The 13,151-nt window shown below is 38.8% G+C and carries 14 protein-coding genes; 13 read left to right on the top strand and 1 reads right to left on the bottom strand.

Annotated features, from left to right (window positions below; translation table 11 throughout):
• From B3763_RS09840 to B3763_RS09800, 9 genes are all read left to right on the top strand, one after another.
• Nucleotides 1-532: hypothetical protein (locus B3763_RS09840; RefSeq protein WP_286746083.1), on the top strand; the 532-nt coding region annotated here is incomplete at its 5' end.
• A gap of 112 nt (nucleotides 533-644) precedes the next feature.
• Nucleotides 645-929 carry a helix-turn-helix domain-containing protein gene (locus B3763_RS09835; protein ID WP_286746081.1) on the top strand — a complete coding sequence of 95 codons (285 nt, stop codon included), beginning with the start codon at nucleotides 645-647 and terminating at the stop codon, nucleotides 927-929.
• A 56-nt stretch (nucleotides 930-985) separates the two neighbouring features.
• Nucleotides 986-1,414 (top strand): hypothetical protein, encoded by a 429-nt coding sequence (locus B3763_RS09830; RefSeq protein WP_286746079.1) that lies wholly within the window; start codon nucleotides 986-988, stop codon nucleotides 1,412-1,414.
• 96 nt (nucleotides 1,415-1,510) lie between these two features.
• Nucleotides 1,511-2,917 (top strand): DUF3987 domain-containing protein, encoded by a 1,407-nt coding sequence (locus B3763_RS09825; protein ID WP_286746077.1) that lies wholly within the window; start codon nucleotides 1,511-1,513, stop codon nucleotides 2,915-2,917.
• A 112-nt stretch (nucleotides 2,918-3,029) separates the two neighbouring features.
• Entirely contained in the window at nucleotides 3,030-4,094 is a 1,065-nt protein-coding gene (locus B3763_RS09820; RefSeq protein ID WP_286746075.1) for a DUF6371 domain-containing protein, read from the top strand.
• Nucleotides 4,095-4,338: 244 nt separating this feature from the next.
• The gene (locus B3763_RS09815; protein ID WP_286746073.1) at nucleotides 4,339-4,599 is read left to right on the top strand and encodes a hypothetical protein; all 261 of its coding nucleotides are present in this window, start codon (nucleotides 4,339-4,341) and stop codon (nucleotides 4,597-4,599) included.
• A 96-nt stretch (nucleotides 4,600-4,695) separates the two neighbouring features.
• Nucleotides 4,696-5,358, top strand: coding sequence for a hypothetical protein (locus B3763_RS09810; protein ID WP_286746071.1), 663 nt, complete (start codon nucleotides 4,696-4,698; stop codon nucleotides 5,356-5,358).
• 3 nt (nucleotides 5,359-5,361) lie between these two features.
• On the top strand, nucleotides 5,362-5,754 hold the full coding sequence (locus B3763_RS09805; RefSeq protein WP_286746069.1) for a hypothetical protein: 393 nt from the start codon (nucleotides 5,362-5,364) through the stop codon (nucleotides 5,752-5,754).
• Between the two features lie 236 nt (nucleotides 5,755-5,990).
• A complete protein-coding gene (locus B3763_RS09800; RefSeq protein ID WP_286746067.1) occupies nucleotides 5,991-6,551 on the top strand; it encodes a hypothetical protein in 561 nt (186 codons plus the stop codon).
• A gap of 774 nt (nucleotides 6,552-7,325) precedes the next feature.
• On the opposite strand, the gene B3763_RS09795 is transcribed toward B3763_RS09800, so the two are convergent.
• On the bottom strand, nucleotides 7,326-8,030 hold the full coding sequence (locus tag B3763_RS09795) for a hypothetical protein (protein WP_286746065.1): 705 nt from the start codon (nucleotides 8,028-8,030) through the stop codon (nucleotides 7,326-7,328).
• Nucleotides 8,031-8,282: 252 nt separating this feature from the next.
• Here B3763_RS09795 and B3763_RS09790 point away from each other — a divergent pair, with 252 nt between their 5' ends.
• Genes B3763_RS09790 through qatD form a run of 4 tightly spaced genes read left to right on the top strand, consistent with a single transcriptional unit; the run spans nucleotide 8,283 to nucleotide 13,004 of the window.
• The gene (locus B3763_RS09790; protein WP_286746063.1) at nucleotides 8,283-10,157 is read left to right on the top strand and encodes a KAP family P-loop NTPase fold protein; all 1,875 of its coding nucleotides are present in this window, start codon (nucleotides 8,283-8,285) and stop codon (nucleotides 10,155-10,157) included.
• A gap of 3 nt (nucleotides 10,158-10,160) precedes the next feature.
• Complete coding sequence (locus B3763_RS09785) at nucleotides 10,161-10,907, top strand: hypothetical protein (protein ID WP_062300766.1); 747 nt, start codon at nucleotides 10,161-10,163, stop codon at nucleotides 10,905-10,907.
• Complete coding sequence (qatC, locus tag B3763_RS09780) at nucleotides 10,897-12,276, top strand: Qat anti-phage system QueC-like protein QatC (RefSeq protein ID WP_286746059.1); 1,380 nt, start codon at nucleotides 10,897-10,899, stop codon at nucleotides 12,274-12,276. Before B3763_RS09785 ends, qatC begins: the two co-directional genes overlap by 11 nt.
• Nucleotides 12,276-13,004, top strand: coding sequence for a Qat anti-phage system TatD family nuclease QatD (gene qatD, locus B3763_RS09775; RefSeq protein ID WP_286746057.1), 729 nt, complete (start codon nucleotides 12,276-12,278; stop codon nucleotides 13,002-13,004). The genes qatC and qatD overlap by 1 nt, the downstream gene beginning before the upstream one ends.
• Nucleotides 13,005-13,151: the final 147 nt, after the last annotated feature.

The following is a 13,151-nucleotide window of genomic DNA, read 5'->3' as shown; positions in this document are numbered from 1 at the left end:
GCCCAATGATTTGTTGTCGGAGGCTCTAGAGAGGGAGGTACATCTTATAACATGTATTGTTAATCTCTACGCAAGGCACATGGAAAAAAGAGATCAAAAGTTTAAGCTTAGTGATGCTCTTAAATTATACGATACAGAGAGTTATTTGATTACAGTTCAGGAAGTTGTCTCAAATTATCAGAATATTCTTTTACACGACTTTCTCATCAATTGCGGACATGAAGATCTAGCAAACATTCTTGATTGGAGGTATGACTCCACTCAAATTGCCCAAGTACTAATTAAATATCTAAGTCAATCAGATCATAAAATAAAAGAATTTGCTTCTGAGCTAAGAGACGTCAAGGCTTTCGGGCATAATGCGTTGTCCGAAGAATACATTTGGCTTCCAGAATATGTTTGGGAAAATAAGCATCAATTGATATTGAATAAGCTCCTGAATGTAGAACACGTGTACGGGGAAAATATTATTAAAACCTGGACTGACATCATCAACAAGTTTGAGGACAAGCTTATAAGCGACCCTAGTTAGTCTATTCATGTATTAAAATTCATACATAAATATTTTTTATGTATGATATTTCATATATTGGTACTGTTAAAGCGTTCTAAAGACGTAAACCATTTGTTAAACAGTACTAATCATGTCTAACCAGAATAATGAATTAAATATTAAGGTTGCTTTTTCTGATGAAAAGGTAGATGCCTTGTTGAACCAAGTTGCTGAGCTATACAGCCTGGTTAAAAAGATACCTCACAAAGATGAGCTTCCTAAAATGTTGACTTCAGAAGAAGTAATGGAAACTCTAAATATCAAAAGATGGAAATTTGATCAGCTTATTGCTGACGGTGAGATAGAGTATATCAGAAAAGGTAGAAAAATCTACGTTCCTGAGTCTTCAATTCGTCAATATTTCGGAATGGAATAAAAAAGGTGTAGCCTGAACTCTACACCTTTTTCTTTTTATAAATCAATATTTTAATCATGAACAATATAGAAAATACTCTGGAAAGGTTGAGAATCTTAGCCGGAGAACTCCCAGAAAATCAACAAAATATCTTGAATGTAGCTCTTCTAGAGTTTGAAGCTTTTCAAGATGAAGTTTCCAAATCTCCCAATCGACTTAGTTATGATATTTCTTATTTGATTAACAAGTACCATGAGGTATTTGAAGGGAAAACATATGAAATGCCTGTCGAGGACCAAGATCATCTCCAGGAGCTAGAAGCCCTTCATAAACGAGTAATTGAACAAGAATCTTCTTGTAATCAGGAATATTTGGATTTACTAAATAAGCATAAGGAAACTTCCAAAAGGGTGAAGGAGAGATTGGTTAAGGAGCGTGATGAATTCATAGCTCAAATGGAGGCCAATGAGAAAAAAATGGCTGATTTGGAATCTGCGCAATCCTAAACTAGGGCCGGTTGGCCCTTTTCTTCCACATACCCACGACTATACATGACCTGAAAAAACCTCCAAACATGTATAACCCCCAAATCAATACCCCAAATGGACCTAAATCCACAGCATGATGTTTTAGAAGACTCTGAGTCAATCACAAAAGAGATTGATCAGCTAAAGGGAGTAAAAACCAAGGTTGAGACTCCCCAATTTCCTGAACACATTTATCGGTTACTGCCCAAATTTCTTAAAGACACTTGTGCATTCTTTGATCAAGGAAGGGATAGAGATGTTTTTTTGGCTAGTGCCTTAGCAGTTTTAAGTGGGTGCATGCCAGGGGTACAATTTCAACACGATGGCAAGACTTATAAAACCAACCTCTTTCTTTTTGTTATTGCTCCAGCTGCTAGTGGAAAGGGAAAGATGAATTATGGGAAGGACTTGGCGCAACCAATTCAAAGGAAATATATCAAAGAGAATGATCTTAAAAAGGAGGCTTACCAAACAGAAATGGCCAGATTCCGTGCCACTCCGGCCAAGGAAAGACTTTACCTCGATGAACCAATGGAGCCCGACTATCAGTACTTATTTATTCCGGCCAATAGTAGTAGTGCATCTTTTGTTGAGACTATGGCCAGAATTCCCAGTTCAATCCTTTTCGAATCGGAGGCCGACACCCTTGGCAATACTTTAAAACAAGATTGGTCTGGTTATAGTGACGTTCTCAGGAAGGCATTTGAACATGAAACCCATTCCCAAAACAGAAAGGGATCAGGTAATTATAAAGAGATTGAAGACCCTTGTCTTTCAGTTGCCCTCAGTGGAACACCTGGCCAATTAAAAGGGATTATCCCAAATACTGAAGATGGACTGTTTAGTCGGTTTATGTTTTACTGCTTTGATGGGGATGAAAAATTCAGAAATGTATTTGGTTCTAAATCAAAACGGATCCCTTATCGTGATCAACTAGAGCCATATTCGAGGGAACTACTTAGCCTTTATGAAAAATGCCAGAGTTGGGAAAGTGTTCAGTTCTCCTGGAGGCCTGAACAAGAAGATAAACTTCAGGAGAAATATGAGAAATGGACGGCTTATTACGTGAGGACTTATGGCTCGGACGTCAAGAGTATAATTTTTAGATCTGCCATAATTGTAACTAGAATAGCTGCTATTCTTACGGTTCTTAGAACCTGGGAAAACCAGGACTATTCCAATAGAGATCAAGTTTGCTCAGGGAAGGACTTTGATACTGCAATAGCCCTTACAGAGACATTTATAGAGCATTCAATGTATATGCATTCCCGCCTTCTCAAAAAGGATCCTACTGAGTCATTTCCTCTTAAGAAGAAGAAATTTTACGAATCACTTCCAAATGTTTTTGAAAGAAGAGTAGCAGACTCAATCGGAGAAGAATTGAATGTTCAGCAACGGACCGTGACAAATTATCTGAAGGAGTTTGTGGGATCAGGACTACTTGAAAAGCTAGAACATGGACAATATAAAAAGCTACCCTGATTTCCATTTACCATATTTTCCATTTATGCCATTTTGGGTGTCAAATGGAAGATATAGAAAGAATGGAAAATGTAATTGCTAGTTCAAAAGGAAAGAATGGTAAAAAAGGAAAATGGAAAACAGTACTACATTATATCAACTTGAGAAAGGAAGTAGGAAGCACACTTGTCCTGGATGTGGTAAAAAGCGTTTTGTCTGGTATGTGGATTCCAGCACTGGAGACTACCTGCCGGAACAATATGGCCGTTGTGATAGAGAAATAAACTGTGGCTACCACCTAAATCCTTATAATGATGCGTTCGGTATTCAGCGAACGCAAAACGAACGCAAAACCGAACGCCCGTTCTCCGTTCGCGAACGCCAGACCGAACGTTCACACATACCGTTCGCCATTCTAAAACGAACGCTGCGAACGGAAAACTATGCCCAGAATGGCTTTTTACAGAACCTAATGGACAAAATACCCTTTCCTTTAGATCCGGAAGATGTCGAAGGAGTAGTAGAGCTTTATTACCTGGGAACAGTAGGTAAGGGTTATATGGCCGGAGCTTTAGCCCTACCTTTCATTAACCGTTCGGGGTGCGTTCGGGCAATACAGTTGAAGAAGTTTGATGAGCAGAACCATGGAACCCATGTGAACTGGATTCATTCGGTTACTAAGAAACACCTCGACAAAGAGAGTAAACCATACCCTAAGTGGTTAGAAGATTATCTGAAGAATGACAAGCTGATAGACTGCTTGTTCGGTGAACACTTACTAAACGCATATCCAAATAATCCGATAGCTCTGGTAGAAGCCCCCAAAACGGCAATTTATGCTACACTTTACTTCGGTTTCCCTGATCTACCAACTAATCTTCTATGGTTGGCTGTATTTAACCTAAGCAGTTTAACCGGTGAAAAATGCAAAGTACTCAAGGGTAGGAGGGTTATACTCTTTCCGGATCTATCCAAGGATGGTCATGCATTCAACAAATGGAGTGAAAGAGCTGCTGAATTCAATAAGTCAATACCTGGTACCAGCTTCACTGTTTCTGATCTGCTCGAACGCAACGCGAACGCTCAGGATAGAGAGAAAGGGCTAGACCTAGCCGATTATCTGATTAAGCTGGACTGGAGAGAGTTTCGGAGGGGCAATTCAACTGGTGAAAAAAGTAAAAAATATGAACGTGTATAAAAACATTTTTTTGAGACTATGAGCAGACCAAGCATTATAAAAGCTGGTACCAGGCGAAAGGATCTGGCAGATATTTACCAAGTAGACCGGTGTATCATTACTGATTGGTTAAAGGAAATTGGAGTTGATCACTCTAGAACGCTATCACCAAAGGAATTGGCTTTGTTCGTCCAAACCTATGGCATCCCTACAATGGATTGTGAGATTAGAATACCCCTAAATATTAACTCAAAATGATAAGGATATGGGCTTAGATAAGGAAATGGATGCATTCAACCCCAAGAGAAATCCAAGGTATAGAATCAAAGGATTTCTTGGAAGGAAACAGTTAGCAGGCCTTTATGGTATTGGAAAAGATGCCTTAACCAGCTCAATATTGGAAATTGAATGTGAGATACAAAAGGAGATACCTCAATTCAAACTCAATGGTAAAAGAAACTTCACTGTGAGAGAACAAGAGCTGATTTTTGATTTATTAGGAGCCCCTCCTGGTTACGAAATCTAACGGTAACTCACTTTATCTACAGGTAAGTGCGGGCAACTCCCATCGCCCTTAACGGAATCCCTCATATTGCTTCTGTTAATTTAAAACAACAAAAAAATGAAACATTTAAAATTGAAACAGAAGGCCTTTGAGCTCTTCGAAGAAGGGGGCGACATTGACAGTGTTGCCTATGATTTGGGAATAGATGAGGCCCAATCAGAAATTTGGTTTAAAGAGTACAATGTTGAGCAAAGCCTTGCCGGATTAAGTGATGATCCGGAACAGGTACAAGAATTGTTGGAGGCAATCCAGGAATTAAATGGTTTGAAGAGAGAAGAAATCAATCTCTATGCAAAAGAGAAGGAAGAGGCAGAGCTCAAAGAAAGAAAGCTATGCATGATCACCTTCAAAAAGCTCTTTACTTTTCTTAAAAACCATTGCCAAGGCTTCAAATGGAACTATGGTGAAGTAATCCTTTATGTCAAGAAATTGAAAACTCTAAGAGGTAAAGTGGAAGCCGCTTGTAATCATGATGAGGAAGAGTTCCAGAGGCTTTTCATCTGGAACCGAATTGAGGGGTTAATTGATCATCTGGAGCAATTAGTGCTCAATAAAGAAGAAGGGGATACCATTAAGTTAAACTTTGATGAGAACGATCTCCTTTACCTTGAGGAAGCATTAGAGATTTCGGACTTCACTGATGAGATAGTGGTAGAAACGGAAGAAGAGCAAGCGCTCGATGGTATCCTAGAAGAAGAGTTCTCTCCTAAGAAATACTAAGCCATGTATAATCAATATGGTCAGTATTATTCTCTTGAGCCAGGCCTTAATGGTGGCGAGTGGATAGGAAGTGGGATTGATTTCGTTTCTAACCTTATTGGTGGAAATCAATCTAAGAAACAAGCTGAACGAGAATTGGAGGCTTTGAGACTTCAGCAGCAGATTACTGCTCAGAATAACCAAGCTGCTTTAGAGCTGGAGCAACTTAGGTTTCAGAACCTGGCAGCTCAAAATCAATTACAGACTTCAAATATGAATGCACCAGTGAAAAAGCAAAGTGCCAATACCGGTTTGATAGTCGGTGGAGTACTTGTACTAGCTCTCGGTACGGCCATTGCATTAAGTGGCCGTGACAAAGAAAAGTCCTTAAATGGACTGGTAGAAACCATCGAGTAATTGATGGCATATATCAATTGGGGAACCACTCCGGGGGGAGTGGTTTTTTTATGCCCTATTTCCTGGCTTCATTGGTTATCTAGCTGGTATAGGCGCATACTAAGCGGTTACTAAGCGGTTAATTTCTAAGGATTATTCGGTTAAACTGGTTCTCCCACTGTTGAATAACTGCTTAATTAGTAAGTAGTTAATGTTTCAATTTAAAGTAAATAGCCAGTCAATTCTTAAATTTGATTATGGGATTTCAAACACCTAAAAGGCCCGTTGATTCAACTGTAATATGGAGATACATGGGAATGGACAAATTGCTCGATTTGTTTTTCAACAGAAGGCTGACTTTTAATCAAGTAGCTATAGCAGCAGATAGGAATGAATTATCACTTATACTTAATCACATGCCTTCAGAAAATAAGGATGGTGCTACGAAATTCATAAATCATATGAGGCACTCTACCTACATAAGCTGTTGGACAATGAAAGATTTTGAGTCAAGAGCTTTATGGTATTCATATTTGGATTCAACCCTACAGGGGATATCCATTGTAACTACAGTTCAACAAGTTATTGATAGTATAGATTGGGGAGACAAGGCATACGATTACAGAATAGTTGATTACAGAGATTCGTTTGATCCGGAAGAAATTCAATCCAATACCATAACTTCTAATACAAAATCCACGGCATATTTTGAAGAGTCAGAAGTTAGATTTTTGGTTTCTTATCTAGGCAAATTTTCAGATGAATCACCTCCTAAAGATTCAGAGGAATTGGGCTCTAGAAGTTCAAAGACAATTTGATAATCCCTCAGAACTACCTAAGGTATTGCAATTCAATGTTGATTTGGAGAAACTTATTAATCAAGTCTACATTTCACCTTATTGCCAAAAATGGCAAAAGGAAAATATTAAACAACTCATTTTGACCTATGCTCCCAGTTTAATAGATAAGATCATAGACTCATCAATAAATGAAAGTTTCTAGTGTAGTGTTAATGTAAATAACCGTCCTATAAATCATGCTCTTTTACTCTTGGATAAACGCATAATTACCGGTTAACTAAGTGAATAATCTGCCAGTTTATCCGGTTAAAACACCGCTGAATAACCGTTGTGTCTGCGTTGGTCAACGCCATTTAAGCACTGTTGAGGGCGTTGCCAACGCCCGTTGGTAGCCGTTGATCAACGAACCAACGCCAAAAGAAATGGCGTTGTTGATGATTTCCAACGCCTTATCAACGCCCGTTCTTTCCGTTCGCGAACGCACCGAACGGCCACCTGAACGTATAATTTGTGTTCGCCCTGGTGCTCGGGATGTTTATAAGCCTCTGGGGGTAAGTATCGGTTACTTAAGTGAATAATCAGCTAGTCTATCCGGTTAAACCGGTTAGAACACCGGTCAATAACCGGATAGTTAAGCGGTTATTCGGTAATTTTCACTGATTTCACTGTTTGGAATAACAAGAACAGCGTCTGGTGGTATCACGAACGGAAGTCGAACGGCCGTTCTCATCGTTCGCGAACGCACCCGAACGGATACCCGAACGCAAATATTAGCGTTCGTCTTGCGTTCGGTTATTTGGAGAACGCCTTTACAAACCCTACTCCCTGACTGGCCAGTAGATCCCTATGTCGGTCATCTGGAGAAACCACTACATAATTACCTGGCTTATGGCTTTTGTAGAAGTTAATTTGTCTTAGAAGAGCTCCTACCGATTGGATCCGGGTCTTCACTTCAAAGAAAACCTCATAGTGTTCTTCTAGCAACTCCAACCAAGGAAGTGCATATTCGGATAATTGGTTCTGCCTGGCATGGCCATAAGGGATTCCTTTCATATAGAAATGGGTTTTTGTATAGGAAACACTCATGTCTACAAAGCCCAGAGTGAATTTGTCTCCAGGAGATCTACCGGTCCGCTCGATACAGGTTTCCCATTTAACCGAATAAACTCTAGTTGGTGGCCGTTCCCACTCTCTATTGAGAATTTTAGAACCGTCCCACTCCTGCAGGGAATTGATCAAGTCTGTGTATTGCTCAAATTCCTGCCGGTATTGATTCCTCCGGATTAGTTCCGGAAGGTGCTCTTCAATTTTCTCCTTAGTTGATGTTACCAGATTCTGGATCTCCCATGGCTCGATAGGTTCATAGTAAAGATCATTGATTATCTGGTTAATGTTATCCTGAAGCCAGATCATGATCTGATCATGGGAGCTGGAGTTTAAATCCTGGTCAAAGAATCCCAGCTGCTGAATATGGGTTTTTGCTTTTGGTTCGGCCATTGTTCGGGGTTAGCGTTCGCGAACGCCTTATAGGTGCGTTCGGGTTAACAAAGGCTAAGATTGTGCCAATTCAACGGTGAATTACTGGTGAAGGGTGTCAATATTGAAGGTAATCTGAATCTAAAGTCTTACCAATTGATATTGGTTTTCAATAATGACTCTGTTTTGATGTTTTAAATAGCTTATTTCTATATGTAAATACCTAGAAATAGGTATTTTATTCAACAATAAGAACAAATAGTTTTATCAAATATGTGGTCTGATAACGAAACTACAGAAGATCTCTTAGGCTATGATGTACATGCTAAGCTGATTACAGAAGTTCTAGAGGATAACAACTTGTTACCAATCACTATTGGTGTATTTGGTGATTGGGGTAGTGGCAAATCTAGTATTCTTAAGATACTCACCAAGAATCTTGAAAATAAGGATGAGGGTACGTTTGTTCTTTATTTCAATGGTTGGCTCTTCGAGGGCTATGATGACGCTAAGGCGGCTCTTCTAGAGTCGATCTTGAAGGAATTTGAAGAAAATAAAAAGTTTGACAAAAAGGTCAGAGACAAAGCCTCTTCAATGATAAAGTCTGTCAATTGGCTTCGTATTGCTGGCTTGGGATTCAAAAATGTAGTTATTCCAGCCGCCACGGCATATGCCACCGGAGGAGTTTCTTTGATACCATATCTAACACAGAAATTAGGTAGCTTGAGCGCCTCCGACATTTCGGACAAACTGAAAGGAGATAAGCCTGAAGAATTTCTTAAATCACTTTTGAAGGACTCCCCAAAGGAGGACTATGGAACTGTTCTTATTCGAGATTTTAGGGAAGAATTCAAAGAATTGATCGAGACTTCAAAGATAAAGAAGCTTATAGTTGTTATCGATGATTTGGACAGATGCACGACTGACAGAATTATTGAAAACTTGGAGGCAATTAAGCTTTTCTTAAATGTTGACAATACTGCTTTTGTAATTGGTGCTGATCCGAGAATCGTACGACATGCCATACGTGCTAGATATGGATTAAATGATAATGAAGAAGGTGAGGTCAGAAACAATACTCGTATAGTTGATGACTATCTGGAGAAGTTAATACAAGTACCATATTCATTGCCCAAGCTCTCTGACTCTGAAGTAGAGACATATATTTCCCTTTTAATCTCAAAGAGAGAATTGGAGCCAAAAAGCTTCGAGAAGGTTCTTGTCTCTTTTAAGGATTTTAGATCAAAAAATAGGTATGGAGTCTTTGGCCTGGTCAACTTAAAGCCCATCGTGACTAATGAGGAATATGAGCAATTAAAATCAAGCCTAGGATCTATTCCAGCTCTAGCCCCAATTATCACACAAAGTCTTTATGGCAATCCCCGTCAGATAAAGCGATTTTTAAACACCTTCACTTTAAGAAATAAGCTGTCCAAAATTGCATCTATTTCAGGCTTTAATGAGGCTGTTTTGGCCAAATTAATGATTCTTGAATACACTGAGATTGATCTTTTTAGACAACTCTATGATTGGCAGTCGACTCAGGAAGGTAAGCCAGTTCAGCTTCAAGAATTAGAGAAAAAAACACTGGATGTTAGTTTTTCCGAGGCAAGGGAAGCAATTAATTCAGGTTATAAGTTCTGGGCTAAGGATAAGGTTATTAAGTGGTTGAAAGTCGAACCTTACTTCAGTGAAGTTGATTTAAGGGATTATTTCTGGCTTTCAAGAGACAATGTAGCATCTACTATTACAGGGGCAAGTCTTATTTCACCGATTGTAAAAATGGTGTATCAGAAACTAGATCAGGAAAATATCAGTGCCTCCGTTTCTAGAAAGATAATTGGGGACGAAATAAAACCAATGATAGACCATGAACTTGAACAGTTCCTTGACTTTGCAATCAATTCAATTAAAAAACAGCCTGACAGTCACCGAGCGCATGAAATATTCATCCTTCTTATGGAAGAGGGTATACCTGGAAGTATAGGATTGTATAGAGAACTTCTAAATGTAATGAGTCCTGCAAAGATGCCAGCTGCTATTGGTTCAAGTTTGTCAGAGTTCAAGTCTCATCCTGATTTAGGTGAGCCACTTACTAAGTTCTTTTCAAATTCAAAAGGAAAAGCAGCCAAAGCATTTAATCTTTAAATTATGGGTACTTCAAAGTCATATCGAGCCAGAGTTAAAGGGCAGCCTCAATGGGGCGATCTGAGTAGTTCAGTAACCAGAAGTTGTACTACCGGTGAAATTGCAGAAAGAAATATTGGCTCAATTTTAAGCAAGTTTGTCAATGTGGTTGGGGGAGCATCAAATGCAGGCAGAGGCAAATCCAAAATAGCCGGGCAGGGAGGGGCAAGATCAGCTCAAAAGTTAGGTAGCTTTTTAGGAGGCTTTTCGTCATCCGGAGGAGATTTAACACAAGCTCTTGCAGATACTGGGTTAACTGATCTAACCGGTAAATCAGCGGAAGACATAATTAACCATCTGATTGACTATTGTAGCGGCTCTGCCAGGTCAATAGATGACAAAGCAGCTAAAGAGGCAACGAGAAAATTACTTGAAAAAATTGCTGAGGATGCAAAAACGCCAGATGAATTGGAAGAAGCCCTGAAAGCTACTCTGGAGGAGAGTTCTTTAGAAGAGGTAGTTATTGATTATTTTGGACATTATGTGTTTGAGCATCTCTCCGTAATGTTCTATGAAAAGTTAGTGGAAGAGAAAGGTAAAGCAGAATGTTCAAACTTATTCGGTCAAATAAAGAAATTCATTGATAACAGACTTACAAAAATGAACAAAACTAATCCATTGAATAAGGTGGATTGGGGCTCTAGTGATGGGGAAAGAATAATTTTTAATATCCAAGAAGACGTCTTAAAGGTATTTGGGGATGATGATTAAAATTAAAGTAGAAGCTTCCACTCCTACTGTAAAAGGGCAGTTTGGAGATGTTAAAATTTCATATTTGGAAGATGGTGTAGAAACTAAAGCAAGTCTATCCTTTCCTGATTTTGAAAGATTATATGACTTTACAAAAGAGACAGATTCAATCGAGTTCGATCTGTTTTTGATCTCTTCCATAATATATGCAGTTGATGATTTGTTTGCCCGAAAGGTATGGTCATTCAATGGATGGACTAGAGATTTTGAATTGGAGATTCCAGTGCGGCACACTAACAAATGGGCCTCAGTCAAATCGGAATTTGAAGATATGCTAAGCTTCTTAACCGGAGATTTGTGGACCCTGACATTTAAGCCTCTACTTGTTTCTAAATTATACCTGGAGCGAACTAATCGAAGAAAGAAATACATCCCAGTTTTTGACTATGATCAATATAAGTTCGCAAGTCTTTTTTCAGGTGGCTTAGATTCATTAATGGGAGTAATAAATGAGCTAAAGAAGTTAAGTATCAAAGAAAAGGGAGTTTTAATCTCACATTTTGATTCCACTTACTCTGGACCTAAGTCAGATCAAGATCAGATTATAAGCAAATTTGCAAAACATTACCCTGGTAGATATGAGCATATAAGAACGAGAGTCAAGGTTGAAAGTAAGCTTTCAACTGGAAAGACAGTTTCTAGAGATCTTAACCAAAGAAGCCGTTCATTACTATTTATTAGTCTGGGTCTATATCTAATAAGGAAAATGCCAAAAGTAACTGAACTTATAATTCCAGAAAATGGCACCATTTCTCTTAATCACCCTCTTACTCCTTCCAGATCCAGTTCACTAAGTACTAGAACCACCCACCCTTTCTTTCTTAACTCTCTTGAAAATATTCTCCTAACGGTTGGAGTTACTACGAGACTCTTCAATCCTTTCGAGTTTATGACAAAGGGTAGTATGGTTAATAATTCCTCAGATAAGACCGTTTTGATGTCAACATATAAGGATTCAAAGTCGTGTGGGAAAAGAGGCCATAAATATCATTGGGATAATAGAGAAGCGGGACAATGTGGTGTTTGCATGCCCTGTATTTACCGAAGAGCTGCCCTTCATGCGAAATCCTGGGATAATGAAGATTTTGGAATTGATCTACTAAAAGCGACAGACTTTGATAAACTTAGGCCAGACATCAAAGCACTATTTGATTTTCTCAAGACAGATTTAGATAAAGGTAAAATTAAGAGGAACCTCTTAGTCGATGGAAATATTGAGCAGTCCAAACTAGATGCTTATGCGGATGTAGTAGTGAATTCCAGGAAGGAAATCATTAAATGGATTTCGGATAAAGGCAATTCGAAATTAAAAAAGCATCTTGGCCTCTAATGATAGATACCCATTGTCACATTGACCTTTATCCCAATCCAAAGCAACTGCTTAAAAGAATTGACAGATCTCAAATGACTGTAATTGGGGTGACCAACTTACCAAGTCATTTTGAAATGGGGTTCAGGTATGTAAGACCATACAAGAGAATCCGACTAGCCTTAGGCATGCATCCACTTGAAGCGAATAAGCATAATGAAGAATTTGATATCTTCCTGAGATCGCTGCAGTACACCTCATATGTAGGAGAAGTAGGTCTAGATTTTTCGCATGAGGGAATCAGTACAAAGGAAGTTCAGGTAGCAAGCTTCAAGAGAATTTTGGCTAATATCCGTGATCAAAAGAAGGTATTGAGTATACACTCTAGAAAGGCCGAAAAACAGGTTTTTGAGCTGTTAATGGACTATGATATTAAATGTGCCATATTCCACTGGTATAGCGGTCCTTTAAAGCTTATTGATAAGATAGCAGAGCATGGTTTTTATTTTTCTGTCAATCCGGCCATGGTAAAGAGTAGGAATGGGCAAAAGATAGTTGGGAGAATTCCTGCTGAAAAAGTGTTGACTGAAACAGATGGCCCCTTCATTGAGAATAATGGGTTGCCTATTGAACCCTCTCATGTGAGCCTTGTTCTGAATTATTTGGCTAATGTATGGAAGTGCTCTATCGATGAAGCTGAAAAGGTGGTAGATGGGAACTTTAGCAAGATGATTAATCAGATAAGATAACCTTATCATACATTAGTAAATCAATGATGGTCTCCATGAAGATGAGATTATTCGAATAATATTCGCCTATTTGTTTATGCACCAAATGGAATTAGTTTTGCTTAATTGGAAAACGGAATTAGTATATAAGTATCTGATATACAGTCT

It is taken from the genome of Roseivirga sp. UBA1976 (assembly GCF_002336325.1).
GTDB classification, from domain to species: Bacteria; Bacteroidota; Bacteroidia; order Cytophagales; family Cyclobacteriaceae; genus Roseivirga; species Roseivirga thermotolerans.
This window is presented reverse-complemented; position numbering and strand designations above follow the sequence as displayed.

Bases quoted from the DNA above. Each gene is read 5' to 3' on its own strand.
- B3763_RS09785 (WP_062300766.1), top strand. From the start codon at position 10,161: ATGGGTACTTCAAAGTCATATCGAGCCAGAGTTAAAGGGCAGCCTCAA.
- B3763_RS09835 (WP_286746081.1), top strand. From the start codon at position 645: ATGTCTAACCAGAATAATGAATTAAATATTAAGGTTGCTTTTTCTGAT.
- qatD (WP_286746057.1), top strand. From the start codon at position 12,276: ATGATAGATACCCATTGTCACATTGACCTTTATCCCAATCCAAAGCAA.
- B3763_RS09805 (WP_286746069.1), top strand. From the start codon at position 5,362: ATGTATAATCAATATGGTCAGTATTATTCTCTTGAGCCAGGCCTTAAT.
- B3763_RS09825 (WP_286746077.1), top strand. From the start codon at position 1,511: ATGGACCTAAATCCACAGCATGATGTTTTAGAAGACTCTGAGTCAATC.
- B3763_RS09795 (WP_286746065.1), bottom strand. From the start codon at position 8,030: ATGGCCGAACCAAAAGCAAAAACCCATATTCAGCAGCTGGGATTCTTT.
- B3763_RS09830 (WP_286746079.1), top strand. From the start codon at position 986: ATGAACAATATAGAAAATACTCTGGAAAGGTTGAGAATCTTAGCCGGA.
- B3763_RS09800 (WP_286746067.1), top strand. From the start codon at position 5,991: ATGGGATTTCAAACACCTAAAAGGCCCGTTGATTCAACTGTAATATGG.
- B3763_RS09820 (WP_286746075.1), top strand. From the start codon at position 3,030: ATGGAAAACAGTACTACATTATATCAACTTGAGAAAGGAAGTAGGAAG.
- B3763_RS09790 (WP_286746063.1), top strand. From the start codon at position 8,283: ATGTGGTCTGATAACGAAACTACAGAAGATCTCTTAGGCTATGATGTA.
- B3763_RS09815 (WP_286746073.1), top strand. From the start codon at position 4,339: ATGGGCTTAGATAAGGAAATGGATGCATTCAACCCCAAGAGAAATCCA.
- qatC (WP_286746059.1), top strand. From the start codon at position 10,897: ATGATGATTAAAATTAAAGTAGAAGCTTCCACTCCTACTGTAAAAGGG.
- B3763_RS09810 (WP_286746071.1), top strand. From the start codon at position 4,696: ATGAAACATTTAAAATTGAAACAGAAGGCCTTTGAGCTCTTCGAAGAA.